The organism is Rothia sp. 27098_8_29 (assembly GCF_041432785.1).
Taxonomy (GTDB): Bacteria; Actinomycetota; Actinomycetes; order Actinomycetales; family Micrococcaceae; genus Rothia; species Rothia mucilaginosa.
Map to the genome: position 1 here is coordinate 107,752 of NZ_JAPWAI010000003.1, position 25,474 is coordinate 133,225.

Consider the following 25,474-nt stretch of genomic DNA (forward strand, 5'->3'; position numbering starts at 1 on the left):
CATTGCGTTTCCAACGCCAACCGGCGCTAATCTTCCCTTTTTCCCAATAAATCTCTGCTAGATAGGTCCCGCATGAGCGCACAGATGAAACCGACCCTCACCGAACGCTTGAAATCCCTCTGGGACAGCTACGGTATTGAGGTTCTCAAATTCGGTACCGTGGGCGGCGCCGCCTTCATCGTGAACTCTGTGACGGTGTGGGTGCTGATGATGACCGTCATGTCGGAATCCCACACCAAGGCGAAGGTTGTAGCGAGTGTTGTCGCAACTATTTTCTCCTGGCTCATGAACCGTCTGTGGACCTTCCGCGACTCCCGCTCCGAAAACTGGAAGCGCGAAGCCATCGAATTTGGCCTGGTGAACCTGCTTGGCATCCTCGTTGAGGCAGGCTGTGTGGCATTCAGTACCTACGTGCTGAACCTGCGCACCCCCGAGGCGTCCTTCATCTCCGGTACGATTATCGGTACCATCCTGGGTACCATTCTTCGCTACTTCCTCTACCGCTTCTGGGTCTACGGTTCGCACCGCCAGAAGGTTGACGAAGGTGAAGGCACCGACCACGAGGAGCTCGGCCGAATGTTTGACGAAGCTGCCGCCATTCTCGACGGCGAAGAGCCTGCAGCACGTAAGGCTACCTCTGAAGCAGCCGCACCCGAGTCGCAGGCGAAGCCCGGTTCGCAGAAATCCTAGACCCCGCCTAACACCGACTATCAGCTAAGACGTGTTCTAAAAACTTATCCCCCGATACGGCGCGTATCGGGGGATAAGTTTTTTAAAATCCAGGAAACTTGGAAGAATCACTCGCCGCGGGGAATCTCCGCCGCACGCTCGGACGCCATCAGGGATGCAAGCTGCTCACCTTGCCAGTCCACACTCGGGTCAGCCACAAACACCGCATGACCGGAGAGCAAAATCGCCAGAACCTCCAGCAGGGCGCTCAAGGTCGCCTCCGAGGCATCAAAACCGTAGTCGGGGCTCAACTCCAAAGCGAGCGCACGCTGCCCCGAAGGTAGCGTATAGCCCGCCGTACGATAGGCCTGTGCCTGCGTGAGAGCCTGCTCGTAGGCTTCCGCGTAGCTGAAACCCTCAATGATTTCTACCGAATCATCGGGAAGTAGACCCGAGTACTGGTCGCCAAAGCTACGCACCAGAGCGCAGTAATCGAGCACCTCCTCGGCGTGCGGAGCCAGCGACTGCAGATCGCCGGCGTAAGAAAGAGCCAGCGGTGCACGGTCAACCGCCAGAAGGTACGCGGGGTCATTCGTATAGCCCGCCTCCTGCTCAGAGCAGACCGCAGCAACCAGCGGCTCATCCCGCTGTAGCAGAGCGCCCACGCGCAACGCCGCTAAGCCCAGAACAATAGTGCGCCAGTGCAGGGGTGCCTGCAGATCAAAACCCTCACCGGGCTCCAGCTCGCATTCTTCAACCAGCAGGTTTGCGCTCTTATCAACCCAATTCATGAGGACCCTGCCGGAGAGCTCGATGCGCTCGCCGTTTGCTGAGTACCAGATGAGGGCGGGGGTCTGCTGGCTGCTGAGCTTCTCAAAGAAGCGATTCAGAGTTGTGGGCATGGATGCGCCGGCGGGGGAGAGAGTAACCATGTGTTTCACTCTACCGCACCGGGGGTGGAGCGGTCAGGGAGAATGTGCGCGGTGCTAAAAGATGCAAAGGTAAAGTAAAAACGCCTAGGGTGCCCTAAAAACCTAATGGTTCAAAATATTTGACAGTCCTAAAGCCTCATTTTGGTAATGTGGCATAAAAATAAGTTGGAAATGTAAATGCTTCGCAATGCCTCGGAAAAATATTCAGAAACTGCATAGTGAAAAGATAAGTTTTTCTTATCTAATTATTAGATTCTTTCCCTGAGCTCGAGATGGGATGGGTGGGATGGTTGCCGTAAGCCCTTATATTTGCAGTCAGGATGCGAATTTTGCAGGCGGTGGAAAATAGCCCTGGAGAAGGGGAAACTTAAGGTGCTCCTTAGGTGTGAGTGAGGGCAAGTGGTGCGTGCGAAAATATATAAAGGTCAAATTTACATTAAATATGACGCCCCTAACACATACATCTAAATATTGTTTAAGTCTAGTTTGACGAAACGGCGTGTCGCACGTCTAATAGATATATAAGCGTGTTTGCTCTGGAAGGGACCGTAGAGGCCAAAGCAAACCATGCCACACCATACACACTAAGATTCCGTCCACGACGGATCCGCAGACTCATTAAACTCACAATGAGAACACGGAAGGAAAACCCATGGGCTCCTACATTGCATCGGACCGCTCCATCGCGGCCGCGCGCGCATCAGGCGCTCAGCACCGTAGCATGAATCCCACTCAATCTCTCGAAAAAGCCGCCGACGCCTTTCTCTCAGACGCTGAACGAAACATGCCTGCCTGCACCGACGTATGGACCGCAGCGGCAGGACTCTACGGAACCGAAGGCGAAGACGGAGAACTCGCCTGGCAAGCTGAAGCACTCTGCGCCCAGACCGATCCCGAAGCCTTCTTCCCCGAGAAGGGTGGCTCCACCCGGGACGCCAAAAGGGTATGCGGTGTATGCCCCGTGCGCGAAGAATGTCTACAATATGCAATGGACAATGACGAGCGCTTCGGAATCTGGGGCGGCCTGTCAGAACGTGAACGCCGCCGACTGCGTAAGCAGGCGAACTAAGCCAGGAAGGTACCACCCACATGCAGACCGCACGACTGTGCTCCCGCCAGACCTGCCAGCGAGAGGCGACTGTTACTCTCCAGTACTCCTACGCAGACTCCACGGCCATCATTGGCGCTCTCTCTGAATTTCGTGAGCCCCACGCCTACGACCTCTGCGATGATCACGCTGCACGGCTGACGGCACCGCAGGGTTGGCGAGTGGTCTACAAGGTACCCGTCCAGGGTTCGGACACCACCGAATCCTAGAATTCGAACCCAAGAATTTAAACACCCGAATGCAAAGAACCTTCCGTGAATTCATGCGGAAGGTTCTTTGCGTATGAGAAACTGGCAGATAGTACAGACACCCGCAACTCACTCAAACACCATTCACTCGAAAAGAACGCGAGATCCATGAGCAAAGAAACACACCGAGGAATGTGGGGCGCACTGCGCCCGGCCATCCGTCGAAATAGCGCCGAAGAACTCCTCAAAGCTCGCCGAGCAGAGACCGTGACCAGCGAACCGGCACCGCACACCGGAGCCTTCGGACGCATCGTAGCAGACGTACCCACCGTCGCCGAAGAACCCGACCTGCCTACCGGTTCCGTACCCGTTGTCCCCGCACGTAGCAAACTCCGCGAACAGGGCGTCGGCACCCGCGTACGCACCCGCACCAACGTCTCCACCGGCTTCGTGCCCCTCGTGCGCGATTCGCAGAGCACCCCCAAAAACCCGACGCTCAGCGACCTCAACCGCGAAACCATGCAGAGGGCAGCCGAAGCAGAAGCAGCTGCAGCAGCAGAAGCCGAAAATGCGGCTGAAGCAGAAACCGTCGCTACCGCGGAGGCGGCAAGCGCCTCCACCGCCGGACGCAAGTACCGCACCGAAACCACCCGCACCGGTCACACCCACGCGGTCGCGGACCCCAACGCACCGCTATCTTCCCTGGCTGCCTCGCCCGAAGCTGCAGAACGCGCCGCAGCCCGCGAAGACGCCGTGGAAGACACCCCGCGCTTCCTCAAGCTCCGCGCAACCCTCATCGCGCTCACCGTACCGCTGACCGTACTCATGATCGCAATCCGCGCTGTAGCCTCCGCGCCCTTCCTCTGGCTCGAATACCACCGCCCCGGATTCCCCGAAGACAGCTACGGCTACTACCTCGTCGAGAGGATGCGCCTGGGCTCCTACGGCGTGGACTACATCAACAACTTCGCGCCGCGCGAATACCTCGCCCGAGTCACCACCGGTGCCGACAACACCCTCGCCTTCACAGAAGCAGAAGTGAACCACATGCACGACGTGAAATGGGTACTGCTCATCGCCACCGTAGCCGTTGCCGCACTCTTCCTGCTGACGCTCTTTAGCAGCATCTCCCTGCGCGAGCGCGCCCCCGGCACCATCCGCCGTAGCCTCTTTGCCGGCGCATGGATTACCCTGGGACTCATTGCGGTGCTCGGTGTCGTGGGCGTCTTCGGTTGGGAATGGCTGTTCACTACCTTCCACCAGGTGTTCTTCCCGCAGGGCAACTGGGAATTCTCCGTACGAAGCTCCCTGATTCGCCTCTACCCGCCGCAATTCTGGATTGACGCGGCAATCGCCGTAGCGGTCCTCGTAGCAGCGCAGATTACGCTCCTGCTCGTGACCACCTGGCCCACCAAATACCGCAAGCTCAAGGCAGAACGCCGCCGCCAGGAACGCCAGGAACTGCGCGTCAAGCTCGCCTCCGCACGAGTCGGCGACAATTAAAATCATCAGCCACTTCACCGTGCAAACCAGCGCGGAAAGGGTGCAACAAAGGGGGCTGGGCTCTACCACACGGTAGAACCCAGCCCCCTTCGCTATACCCAAGCTCGTATCGCTCGAGCCCTAAATCCAGGACTTAAACCACATGTGCGAATACCACTGCTCATACGGAATCACCTGAGCAGTCCACAGCGGCATAAAGTACGCACTCAACATGAGCACACCCACCAGGTAAATCGCCACCAGCGTCACGCCCAAACGGGCACGCAACACCGAACCGCGAGCACCCGACAGCGCCAGACCCAAAACACCCGCCAACAGCAGGATCAGGAACGGCTCAAAGGACAGCGCGTAGAAGTAGAACATCGTGCGGGTCGGGTACATAAACCACGGGAAATAGCCCGCACCGAACACAACCAGCAGCGCACCAAAACGCCAATCACGCTTCAACAGCAGGACCAGAAGCGCCACAATAATCGCCGGAATAAACGCCCACCAAATCGCCGGGTTACCGATATTCAAAATAGCCTCGGAACAGGACTTCACGGTACAACCCGAAGAACCCAGCTTCGGCGACTCATAGTAGTACGAGGTCGGGCGACCCAAAACCAGCCACTGCCACGCCTGCGAAGCATACGTATGCGGGCTACTCAAACCAGAATGGAACTTAAACGCCGACACATGGTACTCCCACAGGGAACGCAGATCCTCAGGAAGCCACATGACACCCTTGCCCGGGTTCTCAACAGCCCAACGGCGGAAATACGCATTCGACGACTGGAACCAGCCTGCCCAGGTGCTCAAATACACCAGCAGACCCACACCAATCATCTGGAAGAACGCGGGGATGCCGTCACGCACCAGCGCCGTCAAACCCCACTTGTCCAGGCCCACAATACGGCGAGCATTAATATCCCAGAACACCGTCAGCAGACCCATCGCCGCAACGAAGAACAGCGAATTCCACTTCACACCCACCGCGGCACCGGCACACACACCGGCAGCGAAACGCCACAGGCGCAGACCCATGCTCGGGCCCCACGGCATCGGCGGAAGCACACCGCTATTCTGGCGTGCCGCCTCCGCAATATTGCGCGCCAACACGCGCCGCGCCTGAATACGGTCAAGCACCAGACACACAAAAGTCGCCAAAATCCAGAACATCTGGAAAATATCCAGCAGAGCCAAACGAGACTCCACCAGCATCAGACCATCCACAGCAGCCAGCAGCGCCGCAATAGTCGCCACCGTCATCGAACGGAACAGCAACCAGCCAACATATGCAATCAACGCCACCGACAGGGTGCCAATCACCGCAGCAGAAACACGCCAACCAAAGGGATTATTATCACCAAAAATTGCCATGCCCGCGGCAATCATCCACTTACCCAACGGCGGATGCACCACATACTCCGGCGAATCCGTCAACAGACCCGACGGGTGACCCGCCGCAAAGGAAGCATTAGCGTCCTTCGACCAGCTCAACTCATAGCCATAATGCACATACGAGTAGGCGTCCTTGGCGTAGTACGTCTCATCAAAAACAATGGCATTCGGATGCGCCAAATTATAAAAACGCAGAATACCGGCAACCAGCACAATCAATGCAGGCGCCAACCAACCCCAACGCGGGGCACGAATATAGGCAACAGCGAGCGCATCCAGCAGAGAATCGAGGCCGTAACGGCCACGTTCAGACGAAGAACGGGTCAAATCGGCCGGACCAACCGGAGCAGCAGATGCGGGAGAAAGTAGCTTAGGTATCTTCACCCCATCAATCCTAAAGGGTCAGAACGCACGATGCACCATTTCAGCCCGTGAACGGCTTATATGAAGCACCCTGAACCTGCGCCTGACGCAGCGCCCCGCCCGGCAAGATCACCCGGCGCCGGACAGAGCGCGGGCGTTACACTTAGTGGGTACACGAAGACCAGACACAGACACGAGGCCTGCCATGACCGCACCCGCAGAATACACCGAAGAAACCACCGACCCCGCAGAAACGGTCGAGGCGCCCGATACCGCTGTCACCTCCGAAGAAGGCGGTGTGCTCATCCTCGGCGGCACCCCCATCGGCAACCTGGCCGACGCCTCCGACCGACTGCGCTCGGCTCTTGCCACCGCAGACCTCATCGCCGTTGAAGACACCCGCAAGCTACGAACCCTCGCTTCCGGGCTTGGCGTGCGCACTCGCGGTCGCGTCATCGTCAACCACGACCACAACGAAGAAGAACGTAGCGAAACCATCGTGCAGGCGGTACAGGACGGCCAGCGCGTGCTGTTGCTCTCGGATGCGGGCATGCCCACCATCTCCGACCCCGGCTACGTGGCCGCGGCAGCCGTCGCGGAAGCCGACCTGCCCGTCACCGTGGTGCCCGGCCCCTCCGCCGCGTTGACCGCGCTCGCGCTCTCGGGCCTGCCCACCGGACGATTCACCTTCGAAGGCTTCCTCGCCCGCAAGGGCTCAGAGCGCACCCGCCGTCTTGCATCGTTGGCGGGGGAGGAACGCACCATGATTTTCTACGAATCCCCGCACCGCACTGCCTCAACCCTGGCAGACTTCGTGCAGACCTTCGGCGCTGACCGCCGCGGAACGGTCAGCCGTGAGCTAACTAAGCTTCACGAAGAGGTTCGACGCGGTACCCTGGCTGAGCTTGCCGAATGGGCTGAGTCCGAACGCGTCCGCGGCGAAATCGTCATTATCGTTGAGGGCGCACAAGCCCCCGAAACCCCCGAAGCGCAGGACGTAGTGCAGCTGGTCCTCGACCGTGTGGCGGGTGGCGAGCGCCTCAAGAGCGCCTGCGCCGCGGTTGCCGCTGAAACCGGCACCTCCAAGCGTGACCTGTACGAGGCAGCCCTGGCTGCCCGCTCCGAATAACCCAAACACCCGCAGTTTTACCCCGCAGTTTTATCCCGAGGATTTATCAATGTGTCAGAGCCATCCCGGTCCTGAAATCACCCAGGAGTACCTGAACTCCCTCGCCGCCCTGGCGAACTACACCCTGCCCACCCCCGCGGTACTCCAGGCAACCACCCTGCCTAACGGCTGGGAGCCGGTGCCCGGTGAAGTACCCGCACCCTATAAGGCGGAACTCTACACCGGCATCAGCGACGCCGAAGGCGGAGAGGGAACCCGCCGCCGCTCCGCCACCGGCGAGAACGGTCGCAGCCGCAACCTGGTCTTCCCGCCCGCCCCCGAGCCGCTACCGTACCCGATTGTGGATAACCACACCCACATGGACCTGCTCGACGGCGAGGTAGAAATCAGTGCCCGCGATGCGCTCGATGCCGGTGAGAAGCTCGGCATCGGCGCCATCGTGCAGGTCGGATGCGATATCCCCTCCTCCCTCTACGCCGTGGCCGCCGCCCAGGCTGACGAGCGTGTGCTGGCCGCCGTCGCCATTCACCCGAACACCGCCCCCGAGCTGGCTGCAGCCGGACAGTTGGAGGCGGCGATCGCCACCCTCGACGAGCTTGCCACCGCCAACCGCGTGCGCGCCATCGGTGAGACCGGCCTGGACTACTTCCGCACCGGAGATGAGGGTAAGGAAGCACAGCACTACAGCTTCCGCGAGCATATCCGTCTGGCAAAGAAGCATAACCTGGCGCTGCAGATTCACGACCGTGACGCGCACGAGGACGTTGTGCGGATCCTGGATGAAGAGGGTGCGCCGGAACGTACCGTGTTCCACTGCTACTCGGGTGGCCCGGAGCTTGCGGCGATTTGCAATGAGCGTGGCTGGTACATGAGCTTCTCGGGTACGGTTACCTTCAAGAACTCGAAGGGTATTCAGGAATCGCTGGCGATGGCTCGTCCCGAGTTGATTCTGGCTGAGACGGATGCGCCGTTCTTGACCCCGCATCCGTTCCGTGGTCGCCCGAATGCGTCTTATATGACAAATTACACAGTGCGTTTTATGGCGGCTCACCGCGGTGAGGAGCTGGAGGCGTTGTGCCGCCGCATTCGCGAAAATTCGGAGCGGGTTTACGGTCAGTGGTAGGCGCGTACAGCCTGTAGCGGATAGTTACTCTGGGCAGCTTCGCGGTGCGTGGCTGCGTGCTAGACTGTAGCGACTACAAATAACTCACTCAAACAGCTATGCCATGATTTGGTTTGCAGTATTTAGGTGCGTATATTGCCTCAATAATTGGTGCTGCGAACATCCCGACAAGAGTTTATGTATAGCACCCCATGGCTGGTGTTTTAGGAGGATACTATGGCAAAGATTCTGAAGTATGTTCTGGGCCTGGATGGCGCGAATCGTTTTGAATCGTTCTATTCGGTTGGCGTACCCGCGAAGGATTTCGTGCCTTATTCTGCGGTGGATAACCGTGATGATCACGTCACTGATGAAGAATTTGATGTTGAGGTGTTCCGTAAGCGCTGGCATCGCGATCCTAGTCCCGCGGAGAAGGGCTGCATGCTGAGCCACTACAACATGTGGAAGGACTTCCTCGCTTCAGATGCCGACTGGGCTTTGCTGGCAGAGGACGATGTCCTCATTTCCCCTGACCTGCAGCCTGTAGTGGAGAGGATTATCGAAAAGTATCCTCACGTGCAGATGGTTAACCTGTGCGATATCTACGCTTCTGAAGCTGGCAAGCTCAACCCGCAGGTTGATTATCCCCGTCTTTCGTTGCTTTCTCCTTTTGTGTACGGCAAGTACCGTATGGGTAGTGCCTATGGTTCAAAGCCTCTGTATGGTGCTGCCTTGTATCTTCTTTCGCGTTCTGGGGCTGAACGACTCGTAGAATGTTTTGGGGAGACGGTTCCCGGAGTTGTTGCTGATGATTATTCTCTCTACCGAGAATGGGGAGTGGACGTATATTTGGTGCAACCCGGCCTGTGCGGTTGGGAAGGCACCAGCCTCATTCAAACTTCTGGCGTTCGTCACTTGGAAAGTCTCAAGAGTACGCAGCATGGCACCGGTTTCATCGACCGATTGCGCATCGCCCTGGCGCCGAAGAAGCGTATTGCGAACGCGAAGAACATCCTGGATGCCACTCTCGATGATGTGAAGCAGCGTTTAGGACGATAATCCAGAGATGGATTGGGGTACTGTCATCATATAAAAATGTATATGTGGGTCTTCTGCCCTGTCGTTTATCCCCTCTCTATTGTGTGTATATGGTAGGGAGAGGATTGTTTTTGCTGTGCACCGGTACGACGCGTGTCGTACCGCGTTTTAACCTGCGGACACCTGAGATTGGTGCATGGTGAATGATAGAATTCTTTCTACATTGCACAGTAGTGTGCGTATTTATCACACGCTCAATATTCAGACTTCACGCCATTAACGCACTGATTTTTAAGATGGATGACCCCTTCTGTCGTGCAGGTGGTCTGTTGTTCTGAAAACTCATCATTAACCTTTGCGATCTTCTATCGCTTAGGTTTTCTGGATGAGCTATTGAAAGGAAAAACATGGCAAAGATTCTGAAGTATGTTCTGGGTCTGGATGGCGCGAACCGTTTCGATTCGTTCTATTCGGTAGGTGCGCCCGCGAAGGATTTTGTGCCTTATTCTGCGGTGGATAACCGCGATAATCACGTCGCTGATGAAGAATTTGACGTTGAGTTTTTCCGTAGCCGCTGGCATTGTGACCCTAGCCCCGCGGAGAAGGGTTGCATGCTCAGCCATGTGAAGATGTGGCGTGACTTTGTTGCAAGTGACGCCGATTGGGCGCTGATTGCCGAAGACGACATCCTTCTTTCTCCGGATGCTGAGGCGGTGGTGAACGCAATCATCACGAAGTACCCGCAGGTGCAGCTGGTGAACCTTAGCGATTCTTTTGCGAATGAAGCCGGCAAGCTGAACCCGCAGGTGGAATACATCCGCCTGTCTCTGCTGTCTCCTTTTGTGCACGGTAAGTACCGTATGGGTAAGCCGTACGGTACCTGGCCCCTGATTTGCACCGGCTTGTATTTGATTTCCCGTTCGGGCGCTGAGCTGCTGCTCAAGCAGTTTGAGGACAAGGTGCCGGGTACTGTGGCTGATGATTACAAGCTGTACCAGCAGTGGGGTGTGGATGTGCGTTTTGTGCAGCCGGGACTGTGCGGCTGGGAGGGCAGTAGCGTCATCTTGGAATCCGGCAAGCGTCATCTGGATAAGGTGAATAGCCTCCAGCACGGTACTGGTCCTCTGGATCGAGTGCGTATTGCGTTGGCTCCGAAGAAGCGTATTACGAACGCTAAGAACGCTCTGGAAGCCACTCTTGATGAGGTAAAGCAGCGTTTCTCGCGGTAATCTAAACTGTAACCTCCCCACCATCCATCTATGTGAAGGAACGCTGTGAACGATCTGCCCCTGCTCGGCCCTGCTGAGATTCGCGAGCTTGCCGAGATGCTCGGTATTCGTCCGACGAAGACTCTTGGGCAGAACTTTGTGATTGACCCCAATACGATTCGTCGTATTGTCAACGCGGCAGAGATTTCACCGGAGGAGACGGTGCTGGAGGTCGGCCCGGGCCTGGGCTCGTTGACCCTCGGGATCCTGGATGCTGCGAAGGACATGGTGGCGGTTGAGATTGACCCGCCGCTGGCGCAGCAGCTTCCGCACACGATTGAGAAGTTCCGCCCCGAGAAGGCAGGCGATATTGACGTGGTGCTCATGGACGCCCTGAAGGTCACCGAGCTGCCTCGCACTCCGGATGCTCTGGTGGCGAACCTGCCCTATAACGTGGCGGTTCCGGTGCTTCTGCACCTGTTTGCGCAGTTCCCGAGTATCCGTCACGCTCTGGTGATGGTTCAGGACGAGGTTGCCGACCGTCTTTCGGCGACCCCGGGTTCGAAGATTTACGGTGTGCCCTCGGTGAAGGCTAATTGGTATGCCGAGGTGTATAAGGCGGGCGTGATTGGCAAGAACGTGTTCTGGCCAGCACCGAAGATTAACTCGGGCCTGGTGGGTTTCCGTATGCGCGAGGAGCCTCTCTCGACCGTTGACCGCGACCTGGTGTTCACGATTGTGGACGCCGCTTTCGCTCAGCGCCGTAAGACTCTGCGCGCTGCGTTGAGCTCCTGGGCGGGTTCGGGTGCGCGTGCGGAGCAGATTCTGGTGGCTGCCGGTATCGCTCCGACGGAGCGCGGCGAGAAGCTGGATATTCACGGTTTTATCCGCATTGCGGAGGCTTCGCTGACTGTCCCGGCTGAGCCTGTAGTGGAGTAGCTTCTTCCCGCTCTAAATTTTTCACTGACGTTCTCACGCGAGTTCCCGCGCGAAAGGTGTATGCGCTGATGAGTACCGCCTCCCAGGTCGCTATTTCGGTTGATGCTCCCGGTAAGGTCAATCTGTACCTTGTCGTGGGGGATGTCCGCCCGGACGGATACCACCCGTTGACTACGCTTTTTGCGGCGGTCTCTTTGATGGAGACCATCACGGTCTCTAAGGGGCAGACACCGGGGCTGAGCTTGAGTATGGATATTGTGCCCGGCTCCCTGGTGGATCAGCAGATGCAGGCGGGGCAGTTCGACCCTGCCGCTGTGCCTATGGATGAGCGGAATCTCGTGTACCGTGCCGCCGAGCTGATTCTCGCGGAACACGGTATTGAATCTGCCCCGGCGCTGCACCTGCATATCGCGAAGGCTGTGCCCGTGGCAGGCGGTATGGCGGGCGGCTCAGCGGATGCGGCTGCCGCTCTCATTGCTACGGACCGTTATCTGCACGCAACCGGCCGCACCGGTGCGCTCCTGACCCAGACGGATTATGAACGTCTTGCCGCGCAGCTGGGCGCCGATATTCCCTTTAGCGTGCGTGCCGCGCTCGGTCAGACCCTCGCCCTGGGGCAGGGGACCGGTACCGAGCTGCAGAATGTTGCGGCGCCTCGGGAACCTCTGCACCTGGTGATTGTTGCCGCGCAGTTTGGCCTCTCCACCCCCAGCGTATTCAAGCAGTTGGACGCGGGCCGTGCCGCCGGTGAGTATCCCGCCTCCGGCGAGCTGATGGAACCCGTAGAGCTTCTGGAAGCCCTGAACTCTTATGACGGTTCGGAGGCGGCGCTCGCCTCCTTGGCGCCGTTACTGCGTAATGATCTGCAGGCACCCGCACTTTCGTGTGCCCCGCAGCTGGAGCAGACTCTAAACCTGCGCGAGAACGAGGGCGTGTACGCCTCCCTGGTATCTGGTTCCGGTCCGACGGTGCTTCTGCTGGTTTCTTCGCAGGCTCGGGCGGAGGCTCTTGCGTCCACTCTTCGCGCTGCGGGCAACCACGCTGTGAGCACGGTTAGTGCGATTCTGTATTATTAGTATTTGACACATATACAAACTAATGTTCATTCGCTTCCGCTAGCTACTATCTATAAAAAAAGGGGGGAATGGATGAAGGTTAAAAACATTATTATTGCGCAGGATCGTTATAGCATTCTGGGCGGTATTAGTACCGTCAATAAGCTTCTGGGGCGTGCCTTTGACGAGGCCGGGTACAACGTCAGTTATATGGTGCTCTTCGACAATACCGCCGGTCATCCGGACGCTATTGAGCCGGATTTCGAAGGTCTTCCAATGTCTTTCTTAGAGGCTATGCAGGTGGGTACTCCTCTGATCTCCTATCCTTCTTCCAGCGCACTTCAAGAGATGGTGCCTGAAGTGGGGTATCTTGCAGCAGAGCCCAGCGTTGAAGCTCTGCAAGAGCAAATGCGTCTGGCGATGAGCGATGCTCAGTTGCGGGTTCAAAAGTCGGCGTTGTGTCGTGAAAAGTCTCACACTTTCTCGCCCGAATATGTTGTTCAGCATTGGGAGAAGCTTTTCGAATCTATTCACCGTTAGTAGACGCTGTAACGGAGAACTAAATATATGCGCAAATGCCGGTTCTAGATTCAATCTAGAACCGGCATTCCTTATCTCAGTAGACCTTAGCCCAGCAGTTCGGAGAGCTCGAGCCAGCGCATTTCTAGCTCGTCAATCTCATCCTGAAGTGCCTGCTGCTGCTCGCCGAGCGCCGCCAAACCGGCGTAGTCCGAGGCATCGTGCGCGCTCATCTGCTCGGAGAGCTTCTCCTGCTCTGTAGCGAGCTTGGCGAGGCGACGCTCAATCGCACCGGACTCCTTCTGCGCCGCACGCAGCTCGGCACCGGAGACCTTCGGGGTATCCGGCTCAGCAGAAGCCTGCGCCGAGGAGGCGGCACGCGCCTGCGCGCTACCGGCTGCAGAACCGCCAGCACCGGCTGCCGAGAGCGCCAAATACTCGTCCACACCACCGGGCAGGTGACGGAACGAGCCATCAATAACCGCGTACTGCTGATCTGTTACGCGCTCCATAAGGTAACGGTCGTGGCTGACCACCAGCAGGGTGCCGGGCCAGGTGTCCAGTAGATCCTCCATGGCTGCGAGCATGTCGGTGTCCAGGTCGTTGGACGGCTCGTCGAGAATCAGCACGTTCGGTTCACCCAGCAGAATCAGCATGAGCTGCAGGCGACGCTTCTGACCACCCGACAGGTCCTTGACCGGGGTAGACAGCTGCGCACTCGTAAAGCCCAGACGCTCCAGCATCTGCGAGGGGGACAGCTCCTTACCATCAGCAATGTAGCTACGCTTCTTGCGGCCAATCACATCCGAGACGCGGTCGTTAGCAACCTCGTTGAGCTCATCGAGTTGCTGGGTCAGGGTCGCAATCTTCACAGTCTTACCGTGCTTGACGCGGCCCTCGGTCGGCTTCAGATCGCCGGTCACCAGGGAGAGCAGAGTGGACTTACCCGCGCCGTTCACGCCCAGGATCCCGGTGCGCTCGCCGGGGGCAATACGCCAGGTGACTTTCTTCAGCACGGGACGCTTGCCGCCGGGCATCGAGGGGTCGTCGTAGACGACGGAAACGTTTTCGAGGTCGACCACGTCCTTGCCGAGGCGGGAGACCGCCATCTTCTTCAGCTCCACGGTGTCACGTACGGGCGGAACGTCCGCAATGAGGGCGTTGGCGGCATCAATGCGGAACTTCGGCTTGGAGGTACGCGCGGGCGCACCGCGGCGCAGCCAAGCGAGCTCCTTGCGCATCAGATTCTGACGCTTCGCCTCCGCTGCGGCTGCCTGGCGGTCACGCTCCACACGCTGCAGGATGTACGCCGCGTAGCCGCCCTCGAAGGGCTCGACGATGCGGTCGTGCACTTCCCATGTGTCGGTACAGATTTCGTCGAGGAACCAGCGGTCGTGGGTGACGACCATGAGGCCGCCGGCATTCTTGGACCAGCGGGACTTCAGGTGGTTGGCGAGCCAGGTGATGGCTTCAACGTCCAGGTGGTTGGTGGGCTCGTCGAGCATCAGCACGTCCCACTCCTGCGCGAGCAGGGAGGCGAGCGCTACGCGTCGACGCTGACCGCCAGAGAGCGAAGAGACGGGTGCATCCCAGGGCAGATCGGAAACCAGGCCCGAGATGACGTCGCGGATACGGGGTTGCGAGGCCCACTCGTATTCGGGGGTGTCACCCACAATCGCGTAGCCAACCGTGTGGTCGTCGTCAAGAACATCGGACTGGTCAAGGTAGCCGATGCGGGTGCCGCCGCGCACGGTAACGCGGCCGGAGTCCGGTTCGAGCCGGCCGGCAAGGATCTTCATGAGGGTGGACTTGCCGTCGCCGTTGCGACCGACAATGCCGATGCGGTCGCCTTCGTTCAAACCGACCGTGATGCCCTCAAAGATGGTTCGGGTAGGGAATTCGAGGTGCAGCGATTCGCCGCCAAGTAGATGTGCCACGCCTTCTAGGGTACAGGGTGAGTCTTCAGTTCAAGTAGCGTTCCAATCTTTGATGAGGGGGGGGGTACTTGGCGGTGCTGAGAAAAGCTGTGGGGATTGCGGGGTGCGCGGATAAGTTGAGCACAGATATTTGATAAACTGAGGAAAGCATTTCCTGCATTGCGCTGTTCTATGCCCAAAATGGCGGTCAATGACAATGGGGGCCCCGTAGCTGGGAACTCATATGAATGTATGGATAATCCGCCATGGTGTAATGGCAGCACAGCGGCCTTTGGAGCCGTTTGTCTAGGTTCGAGTCCTAGTGGCGGAGCGTAAGCACTCAACGGCACCGTTGATAGAGAGTTAGCGGTCCGCGCTCACTCCTCACTCTTACAACCTCGTCTAAGGAGTCTTCCCAGTGAACACTGAACTGGCACCCTCTGCAGTAATCGTTCTCGCCGCAGGCGCTGGTACGCGCATGAAGTCCGCGACCCCCAAGGTCATGCACGGCATTGGTGGTCGATCCATGGTTGAGCACGCTGTCGCTGCTGCACGCGATCTGAACCCTGAGCGCCTCGCTGTTGTGGTACGCCACCAGCGCGATAAGGTCTCTGAGCATGTGCTTGCGTTTGGCCCTGAGGTAACCATCGTTGATCAGGATGAGATTCCGGGTACCGGCCGCGCTGTTGAGGTCGGTCTGAACGCTCTGGATGCGCAGGCACCCGTCTCCGGCACCGTCCTGGTGACCTACGGCGATGTTCCTCTGCTGCGCCCCGAGACTCTGCGCGAACTGATTGCCTTCCACGAGGAAGACAAGAACTCCGTAACCGTCCTGACCACCCACATTGATGAGCCCGGCGCCTACGGTCGTATTGTCCGTAACCAGGCTGGCGAAGTGACCGCTATTGTTGAGGCGAAGGACGCTTCCCCCGAAGAGCTCGAAATTACCGAGATCAACTCCGGTATTTACGCTTTTGACGCCGCTGTTCTGCGTGAGGCACTGCTCGAGGTGACCACCAACAACGCACAGGGCGAGAAGTACATTACCGACGTTCTGTCCATTGCTCGTTCGAAGGGCCACCGCACCTCCGCTCTGGCTATTGAGGACCGCTGGGAGGTTGAAGGCGCTAACGACCGCGTGCAGCTGGCTCAGCTGGGTCGTATGCTCAACAACCGCATCCTTGAGGCGCACATGCGTAACGGCGTGACTATCGTTGATCCGCAGAACACCTGGATTGACGTTACTGTCACCATTGAGAACGATGTGACCCTGCTGCCCGGTGTGCAGCTGCACGGCTCCACCACCGTTGCTACCGGCGCTACTATTGGCCCGGACACCACCCTGACTGACATGACCGTCGAGGCTGACGCTACCGTCATCCGCACTCACGGTTTTGGTGCTGTCATCGGCGAAGGTGCAACTGTTGGTCCCTTCGCATACCTGCGCCCTGGTACCACCCTGGGCAAGGACGCTAAGCTTGGCACTTTCTGCGAGGCTAAGAACTCGCAGATTGGTGATGGCGCAAAGATTCCGCACCTGTCCTACGTTGGTGACGCCACCATCGGTGAGGGCGCGAACATTGGTGCAGGCTCTATTTTCGCGAACTATAACGGTCTGGTGAAGAACCGCTCCGTTATTGGTGCTCATGCTCGCATGGGCTCCGCGGGTATTTACGTCGCACCTGTTACCGTTGGTGACGGTGCCTACTCCGGCGCGGGCGCGCTCATCCGTAAGGATGTTCCTGCGGGCGCCCTCGCCTACTCTGAGACTTCCCAGCGCACCATCGAGGGCTGGGTCCTGAAGAACCGTGCTGGTACCGAACCCGCCGAAGCCGCCAAGGCTGCTGGCGCTCAGGAACCGGCAGAATCCTAATTCGAGGAAAGAACAACACCATGAGTAGCGAGATTACCAACCCCGGTGAGCGCAAGCTTGTAGTGGTCTCCGGTCGAGCACACCCCAAGCTTGCCGAGGAGATCGCACAGGCTCTTGACCACGACCTGCTGCCCACCTCCGCATACACCTTCGCCAATGGCGAGACCTACGTCCGTTTTGAGGAGTCGGTGCGCGGTGCGGACGCTTTCGTGATTCAGTCGCACCCGGCACCTATCAACGAATGGCTCATGGAGCAGCTCATTATGATTGATGCACTCAAGCGTGCATCTGCTCGCTCTATTACCGTGGTGTCTCCTTTCTACCCCTATGCTCGTCAGGACAAGAAGCACAAGGGTCGTGAGCCTATCTCGGCACGTCTGATTTCGGATCTGTACAAGACCGCTGGTGCTGACCGCCTGATGTGCGTGGATCTGCACACTTCGCAGATTCAGGGCTTCTTCGACGGCCCGCTGGATCACCTCTTCGCGATTCCGGTTCTGGCTAAGCACATCCGCGAGCGCGTGGAAGACTTGTCCAACGTGACCGTTGTGTCCCCGGATACCGGTCGTGTCCGCGTGGCTGAGCACTGGGCTGATCTGCTGGACGGCGCACCCCTGGCGTTCGTGCACAAGACCCGCGACATTAACGTCCCCAACCATGCTGTTTCTAAGACTGTTGTGGGTGACATCGAGGGTCGTACCTGTGTGCTGATTGACGACATGATTGACACCGGCGGCACCATTGCTGGTGCTGTGAAGGTCCTCATGGACAAGGGTGCAAAGGAAGTTATTATCGCAGCTACCCACCCGGTTCTGTCCGATCCGGCTGCTGAGCGTCTGTCTCAGTGCGGTGCTGTGGAGGTCATCGTGACTAACACCCTGCCCGTGCCGGAAGAGAAGCAGTTCGATAACCTGACTATTCTCTCCATTGCTCCGTTGATTGCTCGCGCTATCCGTGAGGTCTTCGACGAGGGCTCTGTGACCGAGATTTTCGATCACTAAGTTTTCTCAGAGCATGTAGAAAGTCCCCCGCTGACCGTGGTCGGTGGGGGACTTTCTTGTGCTGAGACTAAAGCTAACCCGGCTGGAGCAGAGGCCTGTTCCTGCCGGGTTAGTGCTGTATTTAGCGTCGTATGCTTAGCGGTGTGCCTGTGCGAGCCAGGGCAGAATCACGCGCAGGGACTGTTCCACTTCGTCCACTGCGACCTTTGCTGCTGCGGGGCCGCGACGGTAGGGGTCTTCCAACCTGTCGATATCGAGCGGGCGGGCACCGTAGGAGTAGAGGTAGGAAAGCGGCTCGGCGCGGCGCGCTTCCTCACGGATACGTGCGGTCTGCTTGAGCAGCTTGATCTTGGAGTGGTGCTGGGGCCACTCGCGCACGATCCAGTCGGCGTGTACCTTCTCAGCGACCAGGATGATGGTGGCGTTCTCAATAATTTGCTCGTTGAGCTGGCGAGATGCGAAGCCCTCCGGGTTGTAGCCTCGCTTGATAAGCTCGTTAGCTACGTGTTCGTAGACGCCGTGACCGACGAGGGCGCCGGTGCCTGCGCTGGAGAAAATCCATTTGTCTTCCAGGCCGTATTCTGCGGCAAGGTGCTTGGAAATTACCTCGCCGGATGCGCTACGGGCAATGTTTCCGGTGCAGACGAAGACTGCTTCGAAGGGGCCGTCACCGCTAGTGCTACCGGTACGGTTGAGGTTTTTGGGGGAGAGCTTGAACTGCGGGGTGCGTTCGCTGCGGGTGTTAGTAGCGGGGGAGGGCTGCGCGTTTCCTGCGCTCTGGCTGTTGGCTTCTTTCGGGTCGGCGAGCTCTTCGGCATCAACGGTGGGCGCGTTGTGCTGACCCACGCGGATAATGCTGGGTCCTGCGGGCTTGCCGTCTACGTCGAGGATGTCGCCGGGGGTGGCCTCGATGTCGGTGTGGGTGAGGGGCTGTGCGGAGACGGTTGCAGTGCCGTCGGCACTGAGCTCTTCCTCGGGAGTGACTTCCTGGCTGGCTACCTCGGCGGGGGAACGGACTTCGTAGTCTTCGATGGCTTCGCGGAGCGAACCGTCGGGGGTGATGGTACGGCTGGCTACCCCGCGGCGGTTCTTGCCCGCCAGTTCGGGGTTGCTCTTAATGAGGGAACGGACTCCGTCGGCAATATTTGCGGAGGAAGAAGCAACGGTCGCCGGGTGCTCCTCGGTGGTTTCTGCGGAGTTGGTTTTGTCCTCGGAGGAGCCCCACGCGTACTTGTCCTTGAGGGACTTAATGTTGAAGATGCCCATCAAAAAGCCTTTTCTAATTGACGTACCCAACAGTGAACAGGGAAGCCGGAAGTGTCGGGTTGGTTGAATGAATAGTATCTATCATACCGAGTTACTTGCACCTTCAGCGGTTCCTTTTCCTGTGTGTGGCAAATACGCCTCAACGTCTTATGCTTTAGGCGTGGAATGGATGTTCTTCTCCAACCTAAAGATGACCTAAAGTACAAGCTTGATGCCGAAAATGTTTAGATGCCACGTGCTAAAATTGGCGTGCAATGCTGGTCTTTTTCTCACTCAGGGGCCAGCGAGTACACTCACCAACGAGGACCAATGAAGAGTATTTACACTAAGCTTCGCTTGCTTTTCCCGGGACGAAGCTTTACGCTGCTTATCTTTAACCTAATCGGTCTGTTCCTCCTATCTTTGATGGAAATGATCGGTGTTGCAGCCATCCTTCCCATTGTGAATATTGCGATGGGTGCGGAACTTACCGGTTATCTGGCTGTACTTTCCGATATCTTCGGCAACCCTCAGCGTTCTGAATTGGTGGTCTACCTGGGTATCGTTCTGGTGCTCGCCTTTGTTATTAAGGGTGTTGCTGCGCTCCTCTTTAAGCGCTGGAGCCTGAAATTTACCGGTTACCAGCAGCTGGCGACGTCGACGACAATCCTCAATCATTACATGAAGGATAGCTACTTCAACCGCAAGAAGTCTCAGCCTGAAGAAACCGCGTACCTGATTAGCACCTACGTGGTGTTTGCATACCGCGGTTTTGTGGGATCGATTATTAACTTTGTGGGCGATTTCCTGTCTATCCTCGTGTTGCTCATCATGATTCTTTGCGTCATGCCGGTTCCGGCACTGCTTGCTTTTGCATACTTTGGCATCACCATCGCTGGCATGCAGTTCTTCTTGCGCCGCGGTAATGCGAAGTATGGTGAGGCATCGGCACGTGCGGGTCGAGACGCTTTGCGCTTCCTTTTGGATGACATCAAGGGCTTCCGTGAAATTCGTATTACGAATGCGCACAAGGCTGCTATCGAGCAGTACCGCGAGCCCGCAGTACGAAGCGTTAAAAGCGACGTTAACCTCTCGTTCCTGAATGACTTCCCCAAGTACTCCCTTGAAGTTATTTTCATCGTGGGTATCGCTGGTCTGCTGGCTCTGGTGACCTCGACTCAGGGTGCTGAGGGTCTTCCTTCCCTCATGCTTTTCGCAACCGCATGTATCCGCATCCTTCCGAATGCAACCCGTATGATTGCCAACCTGGGCAGTATTCGTGCGAACGAGTTCGCTAGTGAAGAAGTTGCAAAGGTTATCCGCTCGATGAGCCCCGAAGAGCAGCGCCTGCAGATGGTTGAATTCAAGGATGAAATTGATCCGGCAACCATCATCAACTCGGATATTGAGCCTGTGGATGTTCAGATTGATAACCTGGTCTACCGTTACCCGGATGGTGATAAGGATGTTCTCAAGGACATTCAGCTGGATGTGCCGGCTGGTACCTCGGTTGCTTTCGTGGGTGGTTCCGGTTCGGGCAAGACTACCCTGGTTGACCTAATCCTTGGCCTGCTCACCCCGACGAGCGGTACGATTTCCAGCCAGGGTAAGGACATCCATACTGATTTGCCTTCCTGGTACCAGAAGATCGGTTATGTTCCCCAGGACCCCTACCTGGGTAACGGCACCCTGCGTGAGGCAGTCGCCTTCGGCATTCCCAAGCAGTACATTGATGACGATCGTGTACTCTACTGCCTCAAGCTGGCGGAGCTGATGCCCGTTGTCGAGACCCTGGAAGATGGTATTAACACTTCGATTGGTGAGAATGGTAACCGTCTCTCCGGTGGTCAGCGTCAGCGTGTGGGTATTGCGCGTGCGATGTACCGCAACCCGAGCTTGCTGGTTATGGATGAGGCGACCAGCGCGCTGGACAATGAGACTGAGTACAAGATCACTCAGACCATTAACCGCATCTCCAAGGAGATTACCGTGATTATCGTGGCTCACCGTCTTTCTACGGTGCGCAACGTTGATCAGCTGGTGTACCTCTCCCAGGGCCGTATCGCCAACAAGGGAACTTTTAAGGAAGTTCAGATGGCCAACGAAGAATTCGCGAACCTCGTTCGCCTGGGCCAGCTGCCCGACTAATTGAAATGATGGGGGTGATCGTATGCAGCAGTTGAGTACGGTCGCCCCCATCTTTAGCCTTCTATAGCTTGTGATTTTCAAGCGCCTCACTCAAAGGACATATTGTGACTCATACTCCCCGCGTATCTGCGGTTATTCCTTTTTACGGTGAGCCGGAACCGGTTCTTGCCATTATTGACACTCTGCGCGCTCAGCAGGGTATCGATCCCGCCGATATCGAGATTATTGTCTCTGACGATGTTTCTCCCACCCCCTTCCCCGAGGTTGAGGGCGTGACCGTGGTTCGCCGCCCCGTTAATGGTGGTTTCGGTAAGGCTGTGAACTCCGGTGTTGCTGCCGCGACCGGTGAATGGGTTTTCATCCTCAACAGCGACCTGGAGCTGGATAACACTTTCGTCTCTCGCATGCTCGCAGCCGTGGAACGTCACGGCGAGATCCTGGCTAGCCCGCAGATCATCGGCCACGATGGCAAGCAACAGTGGGTGGCTCGTAAGTTCCCCACCGCAGCGCATGTGGCGTGGGAATGGTTCACCCCCCTGGCTCGTTTCAAGCCGACCAACTGGTGGCACCGCGGTGTTGGCCACGATGTTGAAGCGTGCACCGGCACCTCGGACGCGAAGGTCGACTGGGTTATGGGTGCATGCATGGTTGTTCCTCGCGCGACCTTCAACCGCATCGGTGGCATGGACGAGCGTTTCTACATGAACAGCGAAGAGGTGGACTTCCAGTACCGCCTCTCGAATGCTGGCGTGGACCGCTACCTGATTCCTTCGGTGACCGTAACCCACGAGGGCGGCGGTTCTTCGCCCTCTGAGCGCCGAGTACAGTGGCTAACCACTGCTCGTTTTATTTATGCCGATAAGTGGGGCTGGGAGAAGAAGCTTGCTACGGCTCTGCGCGCTACCAGCTACGCAAACTTCCTGGTGAACTCCGTGCGTGCTCTGCGCAATAAAGACGTGGACGCTCGCGGCTTCCTCGCCACTGAGCTGGAGCGTATCGCCAAGGCAGAGCGCCGTGAAAACTAAGTTGCGAAACCACCGGAATTTACCGTGATGGTTCCGTAAGATTTGTTGCCTTCTTCATAAGAAGGCTCACATAGAACGTAGGAGGCGACACAGTGCACTCGAGTGTGTCGTCTCCTGCTTTCGTTGTAAAATTTCAGTAGGTATGTTTTGCCTCAAGTTGCAGGTGAAACTTTCCGTTCCTCTTCACTCCAACACATAGCACCGCACGGTTCTACCCTGCGGGTTCTCATAGCAAACGCCGACAGGATTCAATCCTCATATGACTCAGCCCAAACTTCTACTGCTCTCACCCGCATTCCACGGGTACTGGAAGGCAATTCAGGCATCCCTGGAAGTGCACGGATACGAAGTGCGCACCCACATCTACGATGCGCCGGGTACTCTGCCCGAGCGTATCCTCAACAAGCTTGCCCACGAGCTGCCCGAGAAGTACCGCCCCGAAAGCTTCGCTGCTCAGGCTACCCGTAAGGCTATTGACGCTTTCAACGAATTCCGCCCCGATATTGTGCTGGTCATTAAGGGCGATATGCTCTCCCGCGAATGGTGGGACCTGCTGGAGACCTCCGGTGTTCGCTACGGCACCTGGCTTTACGACGAAATGCGTCGTATGAGCTACACCGAAGAGGACCTGTACCACCTGGGTGCGCTGGCAAGCTACAGCCCGCTGGATGCGCAGCACCTGCGTGAGCAGGGCTTCGAGGTGCTCGACATGCCTAACGCCTACGATACCCACTGCCCGGTTGTCCCCAAGCGTGAGGATTCCATCAACTTTGTGGGCGCTAAGTATCCCAACCGTGAGGAGACCCTGCAGGCGCTGGTCGCAGCCGGTTTGCCGGTGCGTGCTTACGGTCGTGCTTGGTCGCGTCACCCCTACGACATTCTGCGCACTAAGCAGTTCAAGGATTCCGGAGTGCCCGCAGGCCGCGATATTGACCGCTCTGAGGCGTACGGCATTATGGCGTCCTCCCCGGCAACGCTGAACATCCACAATAATCAGGATGGTTTCACAATGCGCACCTTTGAGGCTCCCGGCGTGGGCGCTCTGCAGGTGATTGACCGTGCCGATGTGGATCGCTACTACATTCCTGGGGAAGAGGTTCTGGTCTACGAGAGCATTGATGAGCTCATCGAGATTTGTACTCGTATTTTCCGTGAGCCGAAGTGGGCTCGTCAGATTCGTGAAGCTGGACAGAAGCGTACTCTGGCCGAGCACACCTTCGATCAGCGTGTAAAGATTTTGGAGCAGCTATGGGCCTGACGTATCCCATTGATATTGATGCCTGGGCGGCTTGGCAGAAGCGTCAGAACACCCTGCGCTGGGCTAAGACCGAGGCGCGCAGTCTTATTGGCCGTCTGCGCGGAGGCGCGGCTGAACAGGAAGGTCCCGTCGGCGGCGTGCTGTACACCCGCGGCGCCGTACCCCGCGTGCTCATCGTGCTCGATTCGTTCTCGCCGACGAGCCGTAACTCCCTATTGGAGCCGCTCAAGTACCTCGAAAACGTGGGTGTGGCCCTGTGGGTCCCTGAGGACGCTTCGGAATACCTCAACGGTCAGTACGCCACCGAGCGTTACGACCGTGATGCCTGGAGCGAGCAGGAAGCGACAGGAGACCAGTTGCAGGAGCTCCTGTCCGGTGTGCGTGTAGTTCTTTCCCTTGGTCACTACCTGGCACGTGGTGCAGCAGCTTATGAGTTCTCTCGTGCGATTGGTGCGGAGTACTGGGTGGTTCAGCACGGTCTGCTGGTGCCTCAGGCGCCGCCGCTACCGGTAGGATGCACCCTGCTGGCTTTCAGCGAAGCTGACGCCCAGTTCTGGGCATCGGGTCGCCGTGACGTCACCACTCACGCGGTGGGCTCGCAGCTGCTTTACCTTGCGGCTCAGAAAGCTGCCGGTGCTGAATCGCAGAAGCAGAACGACCTGGAACCGATCTTCCTAGGACAGATGCACGGTGCGGAACTGCCGCGCGCATCCTTCGCGTACGCTTCGCACTCCTTCTTGAAGAAGTTCGGCGGCGTTTACCGCCCGCACCCGAGCGAGAAGGATAAGCTGTCAGTACTGACCCATAAATTGTGGGAGAAGGAAGGCATCCGTATTGACCGCTCCGGCACCCCGCTCAACGAGGTGCCGAACCCGGTGGTATCCATCTTCTCTACCGGTGTTCTGGAGGCAGCAATCCGCGGTATCCCGGCGTGGGTTTACCACCCGGCACCGCCGGCATGGCTTGTGGAATTCTGGGACCGCTACGGCATGAACCAATGGGGTCAGGAACCGACCCCGGCACCGGTTCAGCCGAAGAAGGAACCGGCACAGCGTATCGCTGAACTCATGATTGAAACTTTGGAGGCATAATGCGTATTCTCTGCGTCATCCCCGTGCGCGGTGGCTCAAAGGGCATTCCGCGTAAGAACCTGCGCCCCATCGCGGGTAAGCCGCTGGTCGCATGGACCATCGAGCAGGCACTGGCTGCTAAGGAAGAAGTAGCCGGCGAGCACGAGCTGCGTGTTGTCGTCTCCACCGACGATGCTGAGCTGGCTGATATCGCCCGCGAGTACGGTGCTGAGGTGCCGTTCATTCGTCCGGCACACCTGGCTGAAGACACCACCGCAACCGAGCCGGTCATCGAGCACGCCATCGAGTTCTACACCGAAAACGGTTGGGAACCCGAGGCTGTCATGCTGCTGCAGGCAACCAGCCCGGTGCGTCTGCCCGGTACTCTGGCTCGTGCGGTCCGCCAGTTCGCGGAGAACGGTAAGGACTCCATGGTCGGTGTGATTCCGATTGGTCCGTTCATCTGGACTTGGCACGCTGACGGTGAGCCCACCGCGGCGTTCGAGATTATGGCTCGCCCGCGCCGCCAGGAGCTGACCAAGGAAACCTTCCGCTACCGTGAGAACGGTTCGATGTACATTACCAAGACCCACGTGTACATGGACCACCACAACCGCCTGGCGGGCTACCCCGGCGGTACCATTGACTTGTTCATGCTGGACGAGGTCGAGGGCGTCGACATCGACGCGCCGATTGACTTCTCCGTGGCAGAGCACCAGCTCACTCAGATCCTGGCCGAAGGCAAGTAACCTTCACCAGCGGCAGCACCTCGTCTGCCGCTCCCGGCTTGACCGGCACTCAG

General features: G+C 57.9%; 22 protein-coding genes and 1 tRNA gene. 19 read left to right on the forward strand and 4 right to left on the reverse strand.

What is annotated here, in order from left to right; all coding sequences use genetic code 11:
- The first annotated feature begins 72 nt into the window (after positions 1–72).
- Positions 73–690: a GtrA family protein gene (locus O3649_RS06385; RefSeq protein WP_371573356.1), complete on the forward strand. Its 618-nt coding sequence runs from the start codon at positions 73–75 to the stop codon at positions 688–690.
- 107 nt (positions 691–797) lie between these two features.
- Here O3649_RS06385 and O3649_RS06390 read toward each other — a convergent pair whose 3' ends face one another.
- Positions 798–1,601 (reverse strand): TIGR03089 family protein, encoded by an 804-nt coding sequence (locus tag O3649_RS06390; protein WP_294625598.1) that lies wholly within the window; start codon positions 1,599–1,601, stop codon positions 798–800.
- Between the two features lie 652 nt (positions 1,602–2,253).
- On the opposite strand from O3649_RS06390, the gene O3649_RS06395 reads away from it, so the two are divergent.
- The 3 genes from O3649_RS06395 (at position 2,254) to O3649_RS06405 (ending at position 4,400) form a co-directional block, all read left to right on the forward strand.
- Positions 2,254–2,670, forward strand: a complete 417-nt coding sequence (locus O3649_RS06395; RefSeq protein WP_070819030.1) for a WhiB family transcriptional regulator — start codon at positions 2,254–2,256, stop codon at positions 2,668–2,670.
- Positions 2,671–2,690: 20 nt separating this feature from the next.
- On the forward strand, positions 2,691–2,918 hold the full coding sequence (locus tag O3649_RS06400; protein WP_070614652.1) for a DUF3499 family protein: 228 nt from the start codon (positions 2,691–2,693) through the stop codon (positions 2,916–2,918).
- 147 nt (positions 2,919–3,065) lie between these two features.
- Positions 3,066–4,400, forward strand: coding sequence for a TIGR01906 family membrane protein (locus O3649_RS06405; protein WP_070819031.1), 1,335 nt, complete (start codon positions 3,066–3,068; stop codon positions 4,398–4,400).
- 120 nt (positions 4,401–4,520) lie between these two features.
- On the opposite strand, the gene O3649_RS06410 is transcribed toward O3649_RS06405, so the two are convergent.
- Positions 4,521–6,167, reverse strand: a complete 1,647-nt coding sequence (locus O3649_RS06410; protein WP_294632992.1) for a dolichyl-phosphate-mannose--protein mannosyltransferase — start codon at positions 6,165–6,167, stop codon at positions 4,521–4,523.
- Between the two features lie 184 nt (positions 6,168–6,351).
- On the opposite strand from O3649_RS06410, the gene rsmI reads away from it, so the two are divergent.
- The 7 genes from rsmI (at position 6,352) to O3649_RS06445 (ending at position 13,157) form a co-directional block, all read left to right on the forward strand.
- Entirely contained in the window at positions 6,352–7,275 is a 924-nt protein-coding gene (rsmI, locus tag O3649_RS06415; RefSeq protein ID WP_371573359.1) for a 16S rRNA (cytidine(1402)-2'-O)-methyltransferase, read from the forward strand.
- A gap of 49 nt (positions 7,276–7,324) precedes the next feature.
- Entirely contained in the window at positions 7,325–8,398 is a 1,074-nt protein-coding gene (locus O3649_RS06420; protein ID WP_371573361.1) for a TatD family hydrolase, read from the forward strand.
- A 216-nt stretch (positions 8,399–8,614) separates the two neighbouring features.
- Positions 8,615–9,436: a glycosyltransferase family 25 protein gene (locus tag O3649_RS06425; protein WP_371573363.1), complete on the forward strand. Its 822-nt coding sequence runs from the start codon at positions 8,615–8,617 to the stop codon at positions 9,434–9,436.
- A 386-nt stretch (positions 9,437–9,822) separates the two neighbouring features.
- Positions 9,823–10,644: a glycosyltransferase family 25 protein gene (locus O3649_RS06430; protein WP_371573365.1), complete on the forward strand. Its 822-nt coding sequence runs from the start codon at positions 9,823–9,825 to the stop codon at positions 10,642–10,644.
- 45 nt (positions 10,645–10,689) lie between these two features.
- On the forward strand, positions 10,690–11,562 hold the full coding sequence (gene rsmA, locus O3649_RS06435; RefSeq protein WP_070667115.1) for a 16S rRNA (adenine(1518)-N(6)/adenine(1519)-N(6))-dimethyltransferase RsmA: 873 nt from the start codon (positions 10,690–10,692) through the stop codon (positions 11,560–11,562).
- A gap of 68 nt (positions 11,563–11,630) precedes the next feature.
- Positions 11,631–12,638, forward strand: a complete 1,008-nt coding sequence (locus O3649_RS06440; RefSeq protein ID WP_371573367.1) for a 4-diphosphocytidyl-2C-methyl-D-erythritol kinase — start codon at positions 11,631–11,633, stop codon at positions 12,636–12,638.
- A 72-nt stretch (positions 12,639–12,710) separates the two neighbouring features.
- The gene (locus O3649_RS06445; protein WP_371573369.1) at positions 12,711–13,157 is read left to right on the forward strand and encodes a glycosyltransferase; all 447 of its coding nucleotides are present in this window, start codon (positions 12,711–12,713) and stop codon (positions 13,155–13,157) included.
- 86 nt (positions 13,158–13,243) lie between these two features.
- Here the strand turns inward: O3649_RS06445 and O3649_RS06450 are convergent, their stop codons facing one another.
- On the reverse strand, positions 13,244–15,073 hold the full coding sequence (locus O3649_RS06450) for an ABC-F family ATP-binding cassette domain-containing protein (protein WP_371573371.1): 1,830 nt from the start codon (positions 15,071–15,073) through the stop codon (positions 13,244–13,246).
- A gap of 239 nt (positions 15,074–15,312) precedes the next feature.
- Here O3649_RS06450 and O3649_RS06455 point away from each other — a divergent pair.
- From O3649_RS06455 to O3649_RS06465, 3 genes are all read left to right on the forward strand, one after another.
- Positions 15,313–15,383 (forward strand) — tRNA-Gln (locus O3649_RS06455).
- Positions 15,384–15,470: 87 nt separating this feature from the next.
- Positions 15,471–16,925: a bifunctional UDP-N-acetylglucosamine diphosphorylase/glucosamine-1-phosphate N-acetyltransferase GlmU gene (gene glmU / locus O3649_RS06460; protein WP_371573373.1), complete on the forward strand. Its 1,455-nt coding sequence runs from the start codon at positions 15,471–15,473 to the stop codon at positions 16,923–16,925.
- A gap of 20 nt (positions 16,926–16,945) precedes the next feature.
- A complete protein-coding gene (locus tag O3649_RS06465) occupies positions 16,946–17,926 on the forward strand; it encodes a ribose-phosphate diphosphokinase (RefSeq protein WP_005508913.1) in 981 nt (326 codons plus the stop codon).
- Positions 17,927–18,061: 135 nt separating this feature from the next.
- On the opposite strand, the gene O3649_RS06470 is transcribed toward O3649_RS06465, so the two are convergent.
- Positions 18,062–19,192, reverse strand: coding sequence for a phosphotyrosine protein phosphatase (locus O3649_RS06470; RefSeq protein ID WP_371573376.1), 1,131 nt, complete (start codon positions 19,190–19,192; stop codon positions 18,062–18,064).
- 309 nt (positions 19,193–19,501) lie between these two features.
- Here O3649_RS06470 and O3649_RS06475 point away from each other — a divergent pair, with 309 nt between their 5' ends.
- The 5 genes from O3649_RS06475 (at position 19,502) to O3649_RS06495 (ending at position 25,421) form a co-directional block, all read left to right on the forward strand.
- Entirely contained in the window at positions 19,502–21,319 is a 1,818-nt protein-coding gene (locus tag O3649_RS06475) for an ABC transporter ATP-binding protein (protein WP_005508910.1), read from the forward strand.
- A gap of 104 nt (positions 21,320–21,423) precedes the next feature.
- Entirely contained in the window at positions 21,424–22,344 is a 921-nt protein-coding gene (locus tag O3649_RS06480; RefSeq protein WP_303933773.1) for a glycosyltransferase family 2 protein, read from the forward strand.
- Between the two features lie 259 nt (positions 22,345–22,603).
- Positions 22,604–23,602, forward strand: a complete 999-nt coding sequence (locus tag O3649_RS06485) for a glycosyltransferase (protein WP_371573379.1) — start codon at positions 22,604–22,606, stop codon at positions 23,600–23,602.
- Positions 23,593–24,693, forward strand: coding sequence for an RNA-binding protein (locus O3649_RS06490; protein WP_371573382.1), 1,101 nt, complete (start codon positions 23,593–23,595; stop codon positions 24,691–24,693). The genes O3649_RS06485 and O3649_RS06490 overlap by 10 nt, the downstream gene beginning before the upstream one ends.
- Positions 24,693–25,421 carry a cytidylyltransferase domain-containing protein gene (locus O3649_RS06495; RefSeq protein WP_049327940.1) on the forward strand — a complete coding sequence of 243 codons (729 nt, stop codon included), beginning with the start codon at positions 24,693–24,695 and terminating at the stop codon, positions 25,419–25,421. The genes O3649_RS06490 and O3649_RS06495 overlap by 1 nt, the downstream gene beginning before the upstream one ends.
- Positions 25,422–25,474 lie beyond the last annotated feature (53 nt).